This window comes from Enterobacter cloacae complex sp. GF14B, from assembly GCF_004136805.1.
GTDB lineage: Bacteria > Pseudomonadota > Gammaproteobacteria > Enterobacterales > Enterobacteriaceae > Enterobacter > Enterobacter hormaechei_C.
On the sequence record NZ_QFRV01000030.1, the window covers coordinates 25,250 to 41,985 of the forward strand.

A 16,736-nucleotide genomic window follows, 5' to 3' on the forward strand; every position below is an offset into this window, starting at 1 on the left:
AAGAGGATGTCAAATAAGGAGACTGAGTCACGTTGAACCACCTTATGTATCCACGAGCACATCACCAATAAAGGATGGCAGATATGAAGATCAAGACTGGCGCACGCGTTTTCGCATTGTCCGCCCTCGCAGCAATGATGATTTCCGCACCGGCTCTCGCCAAAATTGAAGAAGGTAAGCTGGTTATCTGGATTAACGGCGACAAGGGCTATAACGGTCTGGCCGAAGTGGGCAAAAAATTCGAGAAAGACACCGGTATCAAAGTCACCGTAGAGCACCCGGACAAACTGGAAGAGAAGTTCCCGCAGGTTGCGGCAACGGGCGATGGTCCGGACATTATCTTCTGGGCGCATGACCGTTTCGGGGGCTACGCGCAGTCTGGCCTGCTGGCAGAAGTTACGCCAGACAAAGCCTTCCAGGACAAACTGTTCCCGTTCACCTGGGACGCCGTTCGCTATAACGGCAAGCTGATCGCTTACCCAATAGCGGTTGAAGCCCTGTCACTGATTTACAACAAAGACCTGGTGCCAAACCCACCGAAAACCTGGGAAGAGATCCCTGCTCTGGATAAAGAGCTGAAGGCGAAGGGTAAATCCGCTCTGATGTTCAACCTGCAAGAACCGTACTTCACCTGGCCGCTGATTGCTGCCGACGGCGGCTACGCGTTCAAGTTTGAAAACGGCAAATATGACGTGAAAGACGTGGGCGTGGACAGTGCGGGCGCGAAAAAAGGTCTGACCTTCCTGGTTGACCTGATTAAGAACAAACACATGAACGCGGATACTGACTACTCCATCGCGGAAGCGGCGTTCAACAAAGGCGAAACCGCGATGACCATCAACGGTCCGTGGGCCTGGACCAACATCGACAAGAGCAAAATCAACTACGGCGTGACCCTGCTGCCAACCTTCAACGGCAAACCGTCTAAACCGTTCGTGGGCGTGCTGAGCGCAGGCATCAACGCCGCCAGCCCGAACAAAGAGCTGGCGAAAGAGTTCCTCGAAAACTACCTGCTGACCGATCAGGGTCTGGATGAAGTGAACAAGGACAAACCGCTGGGCGCCGTTGCGCTGAAATCCTTCCAGGATCAGCTGGCGAAAGATCCACGTATTGCGGCCACCATGGATAACGCCCAGAAAGGCGAAATCATGCCGAACATCCCTCAGATGGCTGCATTCTGGTACGCCACCCGTACCGCCGTCATCAACGCTGCAAGCGGTCGCCAGACTGTCGATGCCGCGCTGAAAGATGCTCAGGGTCGTATTACTAAGTAAGTCTGAAAAACGGCGGGTGGCGCATGCGCTTACCCGCCCTACGACTACGGCACGATCCGTAGGTCAGGTAAGCGCAGCGCCACCTGACGATAAGTTTCCACCGTTGTAGAGGAAGAACCCCATGGATGTCATTAAAAAGAAACACTGGTGGCAAAGCGACGCACTGAAGTGGTCAGTGATAGGTCTGCTGTGTCTGCTGGTGGGTTACCTTGTTGTTTTAATGTACGTGCAAGGGGAATACCTATTCGCCATCATGACGCTGATTTTAAGCTCGGTTGGCCTGTATATTTTCGCCAACCGTAAAGCGTATGCCTGGCGCTATGTTTACCCGGGCGTTGCCGGGATGGGGCTGTTTGTCCTCTTTCCGCTGATCTGCACCATCGCGATTGCCTTTACCAACTACAGCAGCACCAACCAGCTCGCGCAGGAGCGTGCCACCCAGGTGCTTCTGGACCGTTCTTATCAGGCGGGTAAAACCTTTAACTTCGGCCTGTATCCTGCGGGTGATGAGTGGAAGTTAGCGCTCACTGACGGTGAGAGCGGCAAAACCTATCTTTCCGACGCGTTCAAATTTGGCGGTGAGCAGAAGCTGACCTTAAAAGAGGCTGCGGCCCTGCCGGAAGGTGAACGTGCCAACCTGCGTATCATCACCCAGAATCGCCAGGCACTGACCCAGCTCACCGCCGTACTGCCAGACGAAAGCAAAGTGATCATGAGCTCGCTGCGCCAGTTCTCCGGCACCCAACCGCTCTATACCCTGGCGGATGACGGCACGCTGACCAACAACCAGAGCGGCGTGAAGTACCGCCCGAACAACGATATCGGTTTCTATCAGTCGGTGAATGCCGACGGCAGCTGGGGGGATGACAAACTCAGCCCGGGCTATACCGTCACCATCGGCTGGGACAACTTTACCCGCGTGTTTACCGACGAAGGCATCCAGAAACCGTTCTTCGCCATCTTCGTCTGGACGGTGGTCTTCTCGGTGCTGACCGTGATCCTGACCGTGGCCGTGGGCATGGTGCTGGCCTGCCTCGTGCAGTGGGAGTCCCTGAAGGGCAAAGCGATTTACCGCGTGCTGCTGATTCTGCCGTACGCCGTGCCGTCGTTCATCTCGATTCTGATTTTCAAAGGGCTGTTTAACCAGAGCTTCGGTGAAATCAACATGATGCTGAGCGCGCTGTTCGGCATTAAACCGGCCTGGTTCAGCGACCCGACCACCGCTCGCTCGATGATTATCATCGTGAACACCTGGCTGGGCTATCCGTACATGATGATCCTGTGCATGGGGCTGCTGAAGGCCATCCCGGACGACCTTTACGAAGCCTCGGCGATGGACGGCGCGGGTCCGTTCCAGAACTTCTTCAAAATTACCCTGCCGCTGCTCATTAAGCCGCTGACGCCGCTGATGATCGCCAGCTTCGCCTTTAACTTTAACAACTTCGTGCTGATTCAGCTGTTGACTAACGGTGGCCCGGACCGTCTCGGCACCACCACGCCGGCAGGCTATACCGACCTGCTCGTGAGCTACACCTACCGCATCGCCTTCGAGGGCGGCGGCGGTCAGGACTTCGGCCTGGCGGCGGCGATTGCCACCCTGATCTTCCTGCTGGTGGGCGCCCTGGCGATTGTGAACCTGAAAGCCACACGTATGAAATTTGACTAAGGAGGGCACTGAACATGGCAATGGTACAACCCAAATCTCAGAAACTGCGCCTCCTCGCGACGCACTTAGGCCTGCTGATTTTCATCGCGGCGATCATGTTCCCGCTGCTGATGGTTATCGCCATATCCCTGCGTTCGGGGAACTTCGCCACCGGGAGCCTGATCCCGGACGAAATCTCCTGGGAGCACTGGAAGCTCGCGCTGGGCTTCAGCGTGGAACACGCGGATGGCCGCGTCACGCCGCCGCCGTTCCCGGTGCTGCTGTGGCTGTGGAACTCGGTGAAGGTGGCAACCATCACAGCCATCGGCATCGTGACGCTCTCCACCACCTGTGCTTACGCCTTCGCCCGTATGCGTTTTCCGGGCAAAGCGACCCTGCTGAAAGGGATGCTGATTTTCCAGATGTTCCCGGCCGTACTGTCGCTGGTGGCGTTATATGCCTTGTTTGACCGTCTGGGCCAGTACGTGCCGTTCATCGGCCTGAACACTCACGGCGGCGTGATCTTCGCCTATCTCGGCGGTATCGCCCTGCACGTGTGGACCATTAAAGGCTATTTCGAAACCATCGACGGCTCGCTGGAAGAAGCGGCGGCACTGGATGGCGCGACACCGTGGCAGGCGTTCCGCCTGGTGCTGCTGCCGTTGTCGGTGCCGATTCTGGCGGTGGTGTTTATTCTGTCGTTTATCGCGGCGATCACCGAAGTACCGGTCGCCTCTCTGTTACTGCGCGATGTAAACAGCTACACCCTGGCCGTCGGTATGCAGCAGTATCTCAACCCGCAAAACTACCTGTGGGGCGACTTTGCCGCGGCGGCCGTCCTCTCTGCCATCCCGATTACCGTGGTGTTCCTGCTGGCCCAGCGCTGGCTGGTCAACGGCCTGACGGCGGGCGGTGTGAAAGGTTAAGTTTCATTTGTTATGCCACTGCAACCCTCAACTTTAGACGTATTGTATTGAACCAACTTGTGACTGTTGTTAGGCGCTCTTCGGAGCGCCCTTTTTTTATTCGCGTTTTAGCCGCTTTGAGTTGCACAGCCAGAGGGTGATCACCAGCAGCAGGATCGCCGCCGAGTAGATCAGCACGTCGAGCGGGGATTTATGATCGACGATGATCAGCCGCACAATGGCGGTGATGCCAATGTAGACAAAATAGCGCAGCGGGAAGTGAAAGCCGGACTGAAAGTACTTCACAATCAGGGCGATAAATTCAAAGTAGAGAAAGTAGACCACCAGGCCTTCCACCAGTGCGTATTTGCTGGTTTGCTCAGGAGCAAAGAGCACATCCGCCAGATGCACCGTCTCTTTACCCAGAAAAACGACCAGGATCAGGCCAAGGCTCAGCAGACCGAGGTTCAGTACGGTCTGGAGTATCGTTGAGATAAACTCAACGCGCGGACGAGTCAGGGATGTCATACAGCACCTCATTCTCCAGGGCGAGGTTCCTGTATAACGCAAAAATGTGACGGGGATCTATATTTTTTGTTTATGTTTGGCGCATTCGCCCGGTGGCGCTGCGCTTACCGGGCCTACAAAAACCGTAGGCCGGGCAAACGCAGTGCCGCCCGGCGTGAAGCATCAGCGGAAGTTAATGTTCTTATCGCTGGTCATATCATACAGCTGGAATTTACGTCCAAGCTGCTGACCGCCGTCGCGCGTCAGCGGCGTCCAGCCCACTGCCGCACGGCTGCGGGTTGGGCCTGATGAGAACAGATCCAGCGGAATCGACACGTACACCCCTTTGGTGAAGTCCCCTTCCCCGTACTCGTCTGGCGAAACGTTGGTGATGGTGGCATAGCCGCCCACCACAACGCCGCTGTCAAAGTGTTTGGAGATATCCAGCGTGCCGCCCTTATCACCCGCCAGATACTGGCCGACGCTGGCTTTCACCAGCACGTCCTGCGCGAACGACGGCGTCCAGTAGGCGGTCAGGTGGCCGGTTTTGACGCTGTAGTCGGTGAACTTCATCATGTCCTGCGCGCTGCGCCAGTCACGCTGTTTCACGTAGTTGGCATCAACCCCAAACGCCCAGTTGCTGTCGACAGGACGATAAAGCACTTCTGCCCCGGCGCCGCCGAACATGGTTTCCAGATAGCCACCGTAAACCTGGCCGTAGAAGCCGTTGCCGAAGTACTGGAAGTAGTTGGCCTGGAGGTTATTCACGTAGATATCGTTCTGCACATATTCACGAACGCGGGTACGCACGCGCGGCAGTTTTGAATCGTTCGGCGGGTTGGTGTAGTTAAATTTGTCGTAGTTGTTGGCAATGTTGCCGAACAGACTACCGGTGGTCAACAGGTGGTCGGTCACCCACAGATCTGCCGTCGCCATCGCGCCCAGCTGATACATATAGAAGTTTTCCGGCCCACCCACGGACTGGTTCAGCACCGGATCGATATGGAAATCGAAGCGCGATTTATCGATATACCAGCCCTGCTCGGTGGTTTCCGGCACCACCGGCTCAACGCGTTTTTGCACCAGCTCGGTTTCATGCCCGAGCGGTTCGCCTTCAAGATGACGCTTAAGGCTGGCAACATCGGTTTCGGTGGTGACCTGCGGCAGATTCAGGCGGTTCTCCGTCACGCGGATCGTGCGGATCCCCTCCGGCAGATCGTTCATGACGATCCGGTTGGCGCGCTCGATCCCTTCGCGGGAGTCGCGGTATTTCACCTGCTCGCCGGTAACATACAGCGTATCGCCTTTGGTCTGGATCTTCGGATCCGCCAGGCCCGCGTTATATTTCAGCAGCGTCAGCTGGTTCGCTACCACGGAGTGCTGAATGATCGCATCCTGCGGCTCCGGCTGATATTTTGGCCGCGGGTTGTCATTATAGTGCGGCCGCATGTCGTTAAAGTTAGTGCGCAGGGTAAAGCCAAACATCAGGGTATTACCGCGCTCATAGCTGAGGTTAACGTCGGCCCAGTCGGTGACGCGGTAAATAGCGCCGACGTTAAACTTGCTCTTCTGCTCAATTTTGCCGGCAAAATCTTCGCTGTAGTTATTACCTTCGTACTCCAGCTTCAGGCGCAGCGGCTGCCATGGCGTTTGATACTCTACACCACCAAACAGCGAGGCCGGGCCGTGGAACATCTGGTCGCCGTTGATGGAGCCCGCTTTCTGGTAGCTGTTATCACGGTAGCAGTATTTATCACTGTAGGAGCAGAACGGATTTTTGACGTTGCCGCTGGTACCCAGATAGCCCCATCCCAGACCGAGTGAGAAATCAAACGGTCCCCAGGCTTTGCTGGCCACGATGTATTCCGCGTCAAACAGGCCGGTCCCGCCAATGTCTTTCGCACCAACGGAGACCTGCGGCATCCAGTAGCTCTCTTCCCACAGGCGCAGCTTCACGTCGAAGGCTTTGTCTTTGTAGGTCTGATCGCCGGAGAAAGCGTCTACGCTGCTGTACTGTTTTGTACGCACGTCGGTGTAGCGCAGCGTGGTCTCCAGCCAGGGGAACAGCTGTACGGACGCAGAGTAGTAACGGTACTGATCGTTATCGCGATAGTTAAGGCTGATTTCCCCCTCGCGGGCCATACGCGCGGTTGGGGTTTGCAGTAAGCCCACGCCGCCAAAATCGGACTGCGACGGGCCGATGGGTGCCGGATACGTTTCTGCATGACAGGCGGCACTCACGCACAGTGCAAGCATGCTGTAGAGATAGGTTTTTTTCATTATTCCGGTATCCGCTGTATCAGGGAGCGAAGGATATCGGCATTAAGCCCGTCATACGCTTTCGTCCAGAAATGGTCGGCAAAACCGACAAAAATGATGCTGCCCGGCATAGGTTCGATATGGCGTTTATTCCAGTAAGCCACCGGCGCTTTCTGCGTATGCCCGTCCGGATAGACCACCCAGGCATAGCTTTTATCCGCTCCGCTGAGCAGACTTTGCTCGTCGAGATAGCTCGCCACGTCCCGGCCCGGCGTAAACGGCTTTTTGCCAGGGCTGCTGAGAAGCCCCATCACGGTGACGGTGGAAGGCTGAGCCGGAAGCCACAGGGTATAGTCCCCTTCCAGCGACGGATTGCCGTTTTCCGCGACACGCACTTCGTCGGGATCGAGATTCACCTTCTGGCGCCCCGTCACCTTAACCGCCTGAAGCTGCTGACGCAGGCTAGTAATAGCCGCGGCATCGTCGGCATCTTCCTGTTGTGCCAGCCCGCTCAGTCGGGCGAGCAGCGCCTGATGTTTTTGTTCCGCTACAATCGTCGCCTGACGCTCGCTGATAACCGCCCCGGTCCACCAGCTTTTCGCCAGCCTCGGCTGCCCCACCAGATCGAGCAGATGCCCGGCATTGGTTAAGGTTTTAGGTTTTTCGCTGTCCGGGGTGTAGACCTGTACCGTTCCCGCAGACCACGCCAGCGGCGAGGCCAGGCTGGCGAGAAGCGCAATGTGGATGAACATTTTCATGATTTCGCCGCCTTGATCAGGGTGGTCTTCACCGGGAAGAAACCGGCACCGAGATAATGTAAGGACTGGCGGATTTGCCCCTCTTCGTCCACCCAGAAGCGGTTATGCCAGGTGGCCTGATCGGTTGTCACCTCTTCATCCAGCACGCGCACCTGCGTTTCGTCGCTGCCCACTTTGACACTATCCGTACCGTCCCAGCGGAAGGTGGATCGGGCCGTGGCGTAGCGCACCTGTTTGTGCTCGGTCCAGCCCATCGTGCGCGTCCAGCTTGCGCCATCGACAATCTGATTCGGCTTGATGAGCGGATCTTCAGCCAGGTTGTTCACCTCAAGCAGGTTGTCGCCGCCGAGCAACGTTTTCACGATGCGGGAATGCTGCGTCACGATGGTGGCCTGATCCTGCGTCACCCATTTCTGCTGCCCGTTTTCATCGAAAGCGAGCACCACAAACAGTTGCGGACCATCGTTTAGCTGCATGTACTGGCTGGCATACGGCATGTTCTGAAGTTCGTCATCGGTCAGATGCACGCCCGGCGTGCCGAACATGCTGTCCCACAGTGAGTGGCCCAGCCCTTTGGTGGTAGCTGAGCACGCCTGCAACAGCAGGCAAATCAGGATGATTGCAGGTCGCTTCACGACTCTTCTCCGAAGGGGCGAAATAACCACACCGAAGTGTGGTTATGATTAAAACACCCGTTATTACTGGGTGCTGGTCGTCGTAGTGGTCGTGGTTCCGGTATTGGAGCCATCACCGCCACCGGTTGCCGCCAGCGCGACACCCACGGCTGAACTTACGGCGCTGGTGCTGGCTGCGGTAGAACTCCCCGCAGACGCAGACGTCGCTGCCGACCCTGCTGCTTCCCCGACCTGGACCGGAGCTGCATAGACAGACGTCGCCGCAAGCGCAGATATGGCAAAAATGCCATACAGTACTTTCTTCATAACAATTTCCCTTCAATGAATGAATGGAGATTTGCCCGAAAAGAAATTCAGGCGGATTCGAGTATACACAACTAAAGCAGTGGGTTTACCGTGGGGGTAAATAGGGATGAGGTTTTCAGACTAATGGTTAAAAATGGAAGGAGAAAAGAATCAAGTAAATATATAATCAATATAAATCAATAAGTTATAATATAAGAACATTAAAGCATCACTCCGTATTTTCTTAAAATAAACCTCAGCAATTAACGGGGTTACTGTCTTTTTCGGATTAAACTCAGATTCAGAATTTGAGATAACTAACAGACATCAGGAATTATCCGATAAAAAAATGCCGGCATATCGCCGGCATTGTTCATGACATATTTATTACGCACGCCAGGCTTTATAACGGTTAATCAGACCATTGGTGGAGCTGTCGTGGCTGTCGATCGCTTTATCGTCACCCAGCTCTGGCAGAATGCGGTTTGCCAGCTGTTTGCCCAGCTCTACGCCCCACTGGTCAAAGGTGAAGATGTTCAGAATAGCGCCCTGAGTGAAGATTTTGTGCTCGTAGAGGGCAATCAGCGCCCCCAGGCTGAACGGCGTGATTTCGCGCAGCAGGATGGAGTTAGTTGGACGGTTGCCTTCGAACACTTTAAACGGCACCACGTGCTCCAGCGTTGCCGGATCTTTACCCTGATCACGGTACTCCTGCTCAACCACCTCGCGGGATTTACCGAACGCCAGCGCTTCGGTCTGGGCGAAGAAGTTAGACAGCAGCTTCGGATGGTGGTCGGACAGTGGGTTGTGCGTAATCGCCGGGGCAATGAAATCGCACGGTACCATTTTGGTGCCCTGGTGGATCAGCTGGTAGAACGCGTGCTGACCGTTGGTGCCCGGCTCGCCCCAGATGATTGGGCCAGTCTGGTAATCCACCGCGTTGCCGTTACGGTCAACGTACTTGCCGTTGGATTCCATGTTGCCCTGCTGGAAGTAGGCCGCAAAGCGGTGCATGTACTGGTCGTACGGCAGAATCGCTTCGGTTTCAGCGCCGAAGAAGTTGTTGTACCAGATCCCGATCAGCGCCAGCAGCACCGGCAGGTTTTTCTCAGGCGCGGTGGTGGAGAAGTGTTTGTCCATCGCGTGCGCACCGGAGAGCAGCTCAACGAAGTTGTCGAAGCCGACGGACAGAATGATGGACAGGCCGATTGCAGACCACAGAGAGTAGCGGCCGCCAACCCAGTCCCAGAACTCGAACATGTTCGCCGTATCAATGCCGAACTCGCCTACCGCTTTACCGTTGGTGGACAGCGCCGCAAAGTGTTTCGCCACGTGCTTTTCGTCGCCCGCGGTTTTCAGGAACCAGTCGCGCGCGCTGTGGGCGTTGGTCATGGTTTCCTGAGTGGTGAAGGTTTTAGACGCCACCAGGAACAGCGTGGTTTCCGGGTTCACCTTTTTCAGCACTTCAGCGATGTGGGTCCCATCGACGTTGGACACGAAGTGCATGTTGAGGTGGTTTTTGTACGGGCGCAGCGCCTCGGTCACCATGAACGGGCCGAGGTCAGAGCCGCCGATACCGATGTTTACGACGTCGGTGATCGCTTTGCCGGTGTAGCCTTTCCAGCTACCTGAGATGATCGCTTCGGAGAAGGTTTTCATCTTTTCCAGCACCGCGTTCACTTCCGGCATCACATCTTTGCCGTCAACGATAATTGGAGTATTGCTACGGTTGCGCAGCGCCACGTGCAGCACGGCACGGTCTTCGGTGCGGTTGATCTTCTCACCGGAGAACATGGATTTGATGGCATCTGCCAGTTCAGTCTCTTTCGCCAGATCTTGCAGCTTCGCCAGCGTCTCTTCGGTGATACGGTTCTTGGAGAAATCCACCAGCATCAGGTCATCGAAGGTGGCGGAAAACTTGCTGAAACGATCGGCATCTTTCGCGAACAGATCCGCGATGGTGACGTCTTTCATTTCATCAAAATGTTTCTGTAGTGCCTGCCATGCAGCGGTCTGCGTTGGGTTGATGTTTTTCATAGCAATACTCTTCTGATTTGAGAATTGTGACTGCGGTCGATTGTAGCGCCTGCAAATAAAAATTGTGATGGTTTTTATGCCATTGCCCTGGTCTGCATCAAACGCAGGTGAAAAGACCCGAAAAGTATAGCTGCTGTCGCGCCCTTCCGGCGTGGCGAAATGTTGGTCAAAAAGGGGTAAAAAGGAGCATAAAATATGGGCCTGTTATAAGTCCTGTTTCTGAGGGGTACCCCCCCATGAAAAATCCGCATAATCCCAGCATTGACAGGACCTCCCCCGCATTTTATTTATAGGGCCGTATTTTGCGCCTGCACCTGTTCTCGCTTCATTCTTGTGCCAAGGTCGCTCTATTCATTCCCTGACACGAGGTTGTTATGACGAGTTTTGTGGTCGCCAAGTTTGGCGGCACCAGTGTGGCAGACTACGATGCCATGAACCGCAGCGCCGATGTGGTGCTGGCCGATCCGAATACCCGCCTGGTGGTACTTTCCGCCTCAGCCGGCGTGACGAACCTGCTGGTTTCTCTGTCTGAAGGACTGGAAGCGACCGAGCGTTTCGTGAAGCTGGATGCACTGCGCAAAATTCAGTTCGACATTCTCGAGCGTCTGCAAAACCCGAACGTCATTCGTGAGGAAGTGGAACGCCTGCTGGAAAATATCACCACTCTGGCCGAAGCCGCGTCGCTGGCAACCTCCAGCGCACTGACCGACGAGCTGGTCAGCCACGGCGAACTGATGTCCACCCTGCTGTTCGTTGAGATCATGCGCGAGCGCAATATTCAGGCGCAGTGGTTCGACGTGCGAAAAGTGATGCGCACCAGCGACCGCTTTGGCCGCGCCGAGCCGGACGTGGAAGCGTTGGCTGAGCTGACTAACCAGCAGCTTGCCCCGCGCCTGAATGAAAGCATAGTGATCACCCAGGGCTTTATCGGCAGCGAAGCCAAAGGGCGCACAACCACGCTGGGCCGTGGCGGTAGCGACTACACCGCCGCCCTGCTGGGTGAAGCCCTGCACGCCACCCGCGTGGATATCTGGACGGACGTGCCGGGAATCTACACCACCGACCCGCGCGTGGTCTCTGCGGCAAAACGTATTGACGTGATCGCCTTTGAAGAAGCGGCTGAAATGGCGACTTTCGGCGCGAAAGTGCTGCACCCGGCCACGCTGCTGCCCGCCGTGCGCAGCGACATTCCGGTCTTCGTTGGCTCAAGTAAAGATCCAAAGGCGGGCGGGACGCTGGTCTGCAAGAAAACCGAGAACCCGCCGCTGTTCCGCGCGCTGGCCCTGCGTCGTAAGCAGACGCTGGTTACCCTGCACAGCCATAATATGCTGCATTCCCGCGGCTTCCTGGCAGAAGTGTTTGGCATCCTGGCGCGCCACAATATCTCTGTAGATTTGATTACCACTTCCGAAGTGAGTATTGCGCTGACGCTGGACACCACCGGTTCAACCTCAACGGGTGATACCCTGCTGACGCAGTCGCTGCTGATTGAGCTTTCCGAGTTGTGCCGTGTGGAAGTAGAAGAAGACCTGGCGCTGGTGGCCATCATCGGCAACAAGCTGTCGCGCGCCTGTGGCGTGGGTAAAGAGGTGTTCGGCGTGCTCGACCCGTTCAATATCCGCATGATCTGCTACGGTGCATCCAGCTACAACCTCTGCTTCCTGGTCCCTGCCGATCAGGCCGAGCAGGTCGTGCAGAAACTTCATCAGAATTTGTTTGAATAAAATTCGTTAGCACGTTAAACAATATCGATAAGCCGGGCACAGACCCGGCTTTTTTATAACAAAACAACACGACAATACTGCAAGGAATTCACTATGCTCTCCGCTATCACCCGGCTGTTCCCGTTATGGGCGCTGCTGCTCTCTGTACTCGCGTATTACACTCCTGCCACGTTCACGGGCATTGGTCCGTGGGTCACCACGCTGCTGATGCTGATTATGTTCGGCATGGGCGTGCATCTGAAAATTGACGATTTCAAACGCGTGCTGTCTCGCCCGGCGCCGGTTGCCGCAGGGATTTTCCTGCACTACCTGGTGATGCCGCTCGCGGCCTGGCTGCTGGCGATGGCCTTTAAGATGCCGCCCGACCTTTCCGCCGGGATGGTGCTGGTGGGGAGCGTTGCCAGCGGCACGGCATCTAACGTCATGATCTATCTGGCGAAAGGCGACGTGGCGCTTTCCGTCACCATCTCGTCCGTTTCCACGCTGGTGGGCGTGATTGCCACGCCTCTGTTAACCCGCCTGTATGTCGACGCGCATATCCAGGTGGACGTGATGGGCATGCTGCTCAGCATCCTGCAAATCGTGGTGATCCCGATTGCGCTGGGTCTGGTGATCCACCATCTCTTCCCGCGGGTGGTGAAAGCGGTTGAGCCGTATCTGCCCGCGTTTTCGATGGTCTGCATACTTGCCATTATCAGCGCCGTGGTAGCCGGCTCCGCATCGCATATTGCTTCGGTGGGCTTTGTGGTGATCGTCGCGGTTGTGCTGCATAACACTATTGGTCTGCTGGGCGGTTACTGGGGCGGAAAGCTGTTTGGCTTTGACGAATCCACCTGCCGCACGCTGGCGATCGAAGTGGGGATGCAGAACTCCGGCCTGGCGGCGGCGCTGGGTAAAATTTACTTCTCACCGCTGGCAGCGCTGCCGGGGGCGCTGTTCTCTGTCTGGCACAACCTGTCCGGTTCGCTGTTAGCAGGATACTGGTCCGGTAAGCCGATTGATGACCAACCGAAAAAAGATGCGGTGAAACAGGGTTAATTGTCCCGGCTTGCTTTACACTGAAGCCTCCCCATCAGGAGGCTTCAGCAATGGCTACACCACGTTTGACCCAGAAAGACATGACCGAAGCCGAGCAGCGCGAACTTAAAACGCTTCTCGACCGCGCCCGCATCGCGCATGGCCGCACGCTGACGAACGCCGAAACCAATCAGGTTAAAAAAGAGTACATCGACAAGCTGATGGCGCAACGTGAGGCTGCGGCGAAAAAAGCCCGCAAGCTGAAAAAAGAGCAGGCTTATAAGCCGGATGCAGAGGCGACCTTTTCCTGGTCCGCCAATACATCAACCCGTGGAAGGCGCTAATTAGCGCCCTTTCTTTTTGCGCCCCGGCTGGGTAAAGCGTTTTCCGTTGCCCGGCTTGCCCCGCCCTTTCTCTTCCGCCTGCGGTGCCTTCACCACCGGACGCTTAATCGCCTGCGTTTTCGGTTTGGCTTTAGCTTTCGGCTTCGCCTCGGACGAGGAGTTTTCGATAAGTTTGAACAGCTCGATCAGCTCGTCGTCCGTTAAGTCACGCCACTCGCCCAACGGGATCCCGGACAGGCTGACGTTCATGATGCGCGTGCGTTCCAGCTTCGTCACTTCGTAACCGAAGTACTCGCACATGCGGCGGATCTGGCGGTTCAGGCCCTGCACCAGCGTGATACGAAACGCAAACGGCGCCTCTTTTCTGACTTTACACTTCTTCGTCACGGTACCCAGAATCGGCACGCCTGCGCCCATCCCGCGAATGAACTCGTCCGTCACCGGCTTGTTCACCGTCACGATGTACTCTTTCTCGTGGTCGTTACCGGCACGCAGAATTTTGTTGACCAGATCGCCGTGGTTGGTAAGGAAAATCAACCCCTGAGAGTCCTTATCCAGACGGCCAATCGGGAAGATACGGCTGCTGTGGTTCACGAAATCAACAATGTTGTCCCGCTCGCCATCTTCCGTGGTGCTGACAATCCCAACCGGCTTGTTCAACGCGATAAACACCAGGTCTTCGGCATCACGCGGTTCGATGACCTGACCATTCACTTTCACCACATCGCCAGGTACCACCTGATCACCAATGGTGGCGCGTTTGCCGTTAAGAAACACGTTACCCTGTTCAATGTAACGGTCAGCCTCGCGACGTGAGCAGATCCCGCTCTCGCTAATGTATTTGTTTAATCGGGTTGATTGAGTTGGCAGCATAGTTTCTCCTGTGAAGGGCGAAATATACCTTACCTTGCGCCTGACAAAAAAGTCCTAGTAACCGCTGATCAGAAAATCGAGTGCATCCCGCAATGAAGCACTGCTGTTAGTAAGATCGGCAACGCGTTCACCTAACTCTTTTGAAGAGATGCCTGACAGCATATGCATCATGACAACGCAGGACTTACCCGCGATTTCAACGACAGGGCACACTTTCGCAGGCGGACGAATGCCGCCCAACTGGCTTAATTCAACGGCGGGAGCAACCAGTACATGTTTCATCACATTAGCAACAGGATGCTGCATATTAATAAGCCATGGATATGCTTTTTTCCCATTACCTTCATTCGCATAAGCAAAATATTGCTCCATCAGAATGACCTCTGAAAGTCACTAAAGGAGCCGTTTTCATCAACCCACTGGTTAATGGCCTCTATAGACGCTTTATTTTCTGCTAACCACTCTGCGCGCTGATGCGCACGAAACTGCTCCTGTAGAGCGGCCGTGAGTACAGCAGAGAGATTGAGCTTAAGACGTCGCGCTTCTTCAAGAATTTCTGGTGCTAACGAAACATTGACTGATTTTTTAATGCCATTAATAGTGCGCATGATAACCCCCATTGGAATGCGCATGAATTGGCGAAGTGTAGCGTAATAAACGAGCATTTTCTATTCCCTTAAAAATGTAAGGCCTTAAGAATGAATTGCTCTTTAGAAGGTGTCACGCTCACAAAAGGGTTTTGCGAGGCGCTTTCAGAGATTAATACTCATCCCGCTCGTCGTCTTCATCCGGTTGCTCCATCACGCTGTACGCCACCGCGCAGAACAACGAGTTGAGACGTTTCATATCGCCCAGCAGCCCCAGATGGAGCGAGCTGGTTTCGATACTCTGCACGTTCTGCTGATGCAGACGCTCAACGTGGGCGTGCGAGTAGCGGCGATTAAGGATGCGGAAACGATGCTTGTTGCGGCGCAGGCGGCGCGCGCTCGGCACGTCGCTGGAGAAGAAGACCGACATCGCCAGCTTCAGGTTGCTGACCAGCTGTTCGTGCAGCGCTTCCAGCTCCTTCAGCCCTTCCACAGAAAACGCCCGACGTGCTGCCAAGGATTTGTCCGCGATTTCACTGCCCATACGCTCGACAATATCCGAAGCCTGCTCCAGGTTAAGCGACATCTCAATGATTTCCGCCCAGCGGCGGGATTCCTCTTCCGCCAGCTCGTCCTGGGGGATCCGCGCCAGATAGAGCTTGATGGCGGTATACAGCACGTTGATATCGTCCGCCAGCCTGCGCAGCTCTTTTTCTTCGCGCGGCTCGCCGTGCATCACCTTTTGCAACCCTTCCAGCATGGTTTCCATCGCGTCACCCATGCGCAGCGTTTCGCGGGCGGCATTGGCGATGGCCAGCGCGGGCGTGTCCAGCACAGAGGTGTCCAGATGCTTCGGTTTAAGGCGCGCGTCCAGCTCCGGTTCATCACGAATTAGCCGCTCGCAGAAGCGGGCCATCGGCGCGGCAAACGGCACCATCGCCAGGCAGCGCACCAGGTTGTAGAAGACGTGGAAGTAGATCACCAGCTCCGCTTTCGGCAGAGAGAGATTGTCCATCAGGTTCGCCAGCGGGTGCACAAACGGAAGAATGATCAGGCTACCCACCAGCTTGAAGAGCAAACTCCCCAGCGCCACGCGGCGGGCGGCAGCGTTGGCGGCGCTGTTGTTGAGCATCGCCAGCAGGCCAGAGCCGAGGTTGGCACCGATCACCAGGCACAGCGCCACCGGGAAGGAAATGACCCCTGCGGCGGTTAAGGTCGCCGTCAGCAGGACCGCTGCCAGGCTGGAGTAGCTGACGATGGCGAATACTGCGCCGATCAGCGCATCCAGCATAATATCGCCGGTTAACGAGGCGAAGATGACCTGTACACCGTTGGCCTGGGTGATCGGCGTGACAGCCTGCACAATCAACTCCAGCGCCAGCAGGATCAGCCCGAGGCCAATACCGACGCGGCCAAGCTGCCCGGCACGGCTTTGCTTACGGCCGAGGAAGAAAATGACGCCGATAAAAATCAGCAGCGGCGACAGCCAGGAGAGATCGAACGTCAGGATACGCGCCATCAGCGCGGTACCGACGTCGGCGCCCAGGACAATCACCAGCGCCGGGGCGAGCGCCACCAGATCCTGCGCCACGAACGAGGTGACGAGCATGGTGGTGGCGTTGCTGCTTTGCACCAGCGCCGTGACGCCAATACCCGCACAGAAGGCGAGCGGCTTCTTCTCAACGCTGCCGCTGAGAACGGTACGTAAACGTGCGCCAAACACACGCATCACGCCGGTACGAACGATATGAGTGCCCCATACCAGCAGTGCGACTGCGGAGAGCAGGTGTAACAACGTCAACACGGTAGGCATTCCTCCTTATCGTTATTCGTTTTCCTGAGGTTCAGTATAAGGGTTTAAACGTAAGAAAGAGACAAGGCACCAT

Annotated in this window: 16 protein-coding genes; 6 read left to right on the forward strand and 10 right to left on the reverse strand. The window is 55.9% G+C overall.

Annotation, left to right across the window (positions count from 1 at the left end; all coding sequences use genetic code 11):
• The first annotated feature begins 83 nt into the window (after window positions 1-83).
• The 3 genes from malE to malG all read left to right on the forward strand — a co-directional run bounded on the left by malE (window position 84) and on the right by malG (window position 3,845).
• The gene (gene malE, locus DD606_RS11910) at window positions 84-1,274 is read left to right on the forward strand and encodes a maltose/maltodextrin ABC transporter substrate-binding protein MalE (RefSeq protein ID WP_003860330.1); all 1,191 of its coding nucleotides are present in this window, start codon (window positions 84-86) and stop codon (window positions 1,272-1,274) included.
• Between the two features lie 121 nt (window positions 1,275-1,395).
• The gene (gene malF, locus DD606_RS11915) at window positions 1,396-2,940 is read left to right on the forward strand and encodes a maltose ABC transporter permease MalF (protein WP_003860331.1); all 1,545 of its coding nucleotides are present in this window, start codon (window positions 1,396-1,398) and stop codon (window positions 2,938-2,940) included.
• Between the two features lie 14 nt (window positions 2,941-2,954).
• Window positions 2,955-3,845 carry a maltose ABC transporter permease MalG gene (gene malG / locus DD606_RS11920; protein ID WP_003860332.1) on the forward strand — a complete coding sequence of 297 codons (891 nt, stop codon included), beginning with the start codon at window positions 2,955-2,957 and terminating at the stop codon, window positions 3,843-3,845.
• Between the two features lie 96 nt (window positions 3,846-3,941).
• Here the strand turns inward: malG and psiE are convergent, their stop codons facing one another.
• From psiE to pgi, 6 genes are all read right to left on the reverse strand, one after another.
• Window positions 3,942-4,352 carry a phosphate-starvation-inducible protein PsiE gene (gene psiE, locus DD606_RS11925; protein WP_000202963.1) on the reverse strand — a complete coding sequence of 137 codons (411 nt, stop codon included), beginning with the start codon at window positions 4,350-4,352 and terminating at the stop codon, window positions 3,942-3,944.
• A 162-nt stretch (window positions 4,353-4,514) separates the two neighbouring features.
• Window positions 4,515-6,611: a YjbH domain-containing protein gene (locus tag DD606_RS11930; RefSeq protein WP_003860333.1), complete on the reverse strand. Its 2,097-nt coding sequence runs from the start codon at window positions 6,609-6,611 to the stop codon at window positions 4,515-4,517.
• Window positions 6,611-7,348, reverse strand: coding sequence for a capsule biosynthesis GfcC D2 domain-containing protein (locus DD606_RS11935; protein WP_023315215.1), 738 nt, complete (start codon window positions 7,346-7,348; stop codon window positions 6,611-6,613). The genes DD606_RS11930 and DD606_RS11935 overlap by 1 nt, the downstream gene beginning before the upstream one ends.
• Window positions 7,345-7,983, reverse strand: a complete 639-nt coding sequence (locus tag DD606_RS11940; RefSeq protein ID WP_129258684.1) for a YjbF family lipoprotein — start codon at window positions 7,981-7,983, stop codon at window positions 7,345-7,347. The genes DD606_RS11935 and DD606_RS11940 overlap by 4 nt, the downstream gene beginning before the upstream one ends.
• Before the next feature lie 63 nt (window positions 7,984-8,046).
• Window positions 8,047-8,289, reverse strand: coding sequence for an exopolysaccharide production protein YjbE (yjbE, locus tag DD606_RS11945; RefSeq protein ID WP_003860341.1), 243 nt, complete (start codon window positions 8,287-8,289; stop codon window positions 8,047-8,049).
• 366 nt (window positions 8,290-8,655) lie between these two features.
• Window positions 8,656-10,305, reverse strand: coding sequence for a glucose-6-phosphate isomerase (gene pgi, locus DD606_RS11950; protein WP_003860343.1), 1,650 nt, complete (start codon window positions 10,303-10,305; stop codon window positions 8,656-8,658).
• A gap of 374 nt (window positions 10,306-10,679) precedes the next feature.
• Between pgi and lysC the strand changes: the two genes are divergently transcribed.
• The 3 genes from lysC (at window position 10,680) to DD606_RS11965 (ending at window position 13,390) form a co-directional block, all read left to right on the forward strand.
• Window positions 10,680-12,029, forward strand: coding sequence for a lysine-sensitive aspartokinase 3 (lysC, locus tag DD606_RS11955; RefSeq protein WP_050871353.1), 1,350 nt, complete (start codon window positions 10,680-10,682; stop codon window positions 12,027-12,029).
• A gap of 93 nt (window positions 12,030-12,122) precedes the next feature.
• Window positions 12,123-13,067, forward strand: coding sequence for a ketopantoate/pantoate/pantothenate transporter PanS (gene panS, locus DD606_RS11960; protein ID WP_015570166.1), 945 nt, complete (start codon window positions 12,123-12,125; stop codon window positions 13,065-13,067).
• Window positions 13,068-13,117: 50 nt separating this feature from the next.
• Window positions 13,118-13,390, forward strand: coding sequence for a DUF3811 domain-containing protein (locus DD606_RS11965; protein ID WP_003860346.1), 273 nt, complete (start codon window positions 13,118-13,120; stop codon window positions 13,388-13,390).
• Here the strand turns inward: DD606_RS11965 and rluF are convergent, their stop codons facing one another.
• From rluF to DD606_RS11985, 4 genes are all read right to left on the reverse strand, one after another.
• On the reverse strand, window positions 13,391-14,263 hold the full coding sequence (gene rluF, locus DD606_RS11970) for a 23S rRNA pseudouridine(2604) synthase RluF (protein WP_003860347.1): 873 nt from the start codon (window positions 14,261-14,263) through the stop codon (window positions 13,391-13,393).
• 54 nt (window positions 14,264-14,317) lie between these two features.
• The gene (locus tag DD606_RS11975; protein WP_017382610.1) at window positions 14,318-14,635 is read right to left on the reverse strand and encodes a CcdB family protein; all 318 of its coding nucleotides are present in this window, start codon (window positions 14,633-14,635) and stop codon (window positions 14,318-14,320) included.
• Entirely contained in the window at window positions 14,635-14,928 is a 294-nt protein-coding gene (locus tag DD606_RS11980) for a type II toxin-antitoxin system CcdA family antitoxin (protein ID WP_045895714.1), read from the reverse strand. The genes DD606_RS11975 and DD606_RS11980 overlap by 1 nt, the downstream gene beginning before the upstream one ends.
• A 94-nt stretch (window positions 14,929-15,022) precedes the next feature.
• Window positions 15,023-16,654: a Na/Pi cotransporter family protein gene (locus DD606_RS11985; protein ID WP_003860350.1), complete on the reverse strand. Its 1,632-nt coding sequence runs from the start codon at window positions 16,652-16,654 to the stop codon at window positions 15,023-15,025.
• Window positions 16,655-16,736: the final 82 nt, after the last annotated feature.

Excerpts from the sequence above, each read along its gene's own strand:
- malE (WP_003860330.1), top strand. The coding sequence starts at position 84 with ATGAAGATCAAGACTGGCGCACGCGTTTTCGCATTGTCCGCCCTCGCA.
- malF (WP_003860331.1), top strand. The coding sequence starts at position 1,396 with ATGGATGTCATTAAAAAGAAACACTGGTGGCAAAGCGACGCACTGAAG.
- malG (WP_003860332.1), top strand. The coding sequence starts at position 2,955 with ATGGCAATGGTACAACCCAAATCTCAGAAACTGCGCCTCCTCGCGACG.
- psiE (WP_000202963.1), bottom strand. The coding sequence starts at position 4,352 with ATGACATCCCTGACTCGTCCGCGCGTTGAGTTTATCTCAACGATACTC.
- DD606_RS11930 (WP_003860333.1), bottom strand. The coding sequence starts at position 6,611 with ATGAAAAAAACCTATCTCTACAGCATGCTTGCACTGTGCGTGAGTGCC.
- DD606_RS11935 (WP_023315215.1), bottom strand. The coding sequence starts at position 7,348 with ATGAAAATGTTCATCCACATTGCGCTTCTCGCCAGCCTGGCCTCGCCG.
- yjbE (WP_003860341.1), bottom strand. The coding sequence starts at position 8,289 with ATGAAGAAAGTACTGTATGGCATTTTTGCCATATCTGCGCTTGCGGCG.
- pgi (WP_003860343.1), bottom strand. The coding sequence starts at position 10,305 with ATGAAAAACATCAACCCAACGCAGACCGCTGCATGGCAGGCACTACAG.
- lysC (WP_050871353.1), top strand. The coding sequence starts at position 10,680 with ATGACGAGTTTTGTGGTCGCCAAGTTTGGCGGCACCAGTGTGGCAGAC.
- panS (WP_015570166.1), top strand. The coding sequence starts at position 12,123 with ATGCTCTCCGCTATCACCCGGCTGTTCCCGTTATGGGCGCTGCTGCTC.
- DD606_RS11965 (WP_003860346.1), top strand. The coding sequence starts at position 13,118 with ATGGCTACACCACGTTTGACCCAGAAAGACATGACCGAAGCCGAGCAG.
- rluF (WP_003860347.1), bottom strand. The coding sequence starts at position 14,263 with ATGCTGCCAACTCAATCAACCCGATTAAACAAATACATTAGCGAGAGC.
- DD606_RS11975 (WP_017382610.1), bottom strand. The coding sequence starts at position 14,635 with ATGGAGCAATATTTTGCTTATGCGAATGAAGGTAATGGGAAAAAAGCA.
- DD606_RS11980 (WP_045895714.1), bottom strand. The coding sequence starts at position 14,928 with ATGCTCGTTTATTACGCTACACTTCGCCAATTCATGCGCATTCCAATG.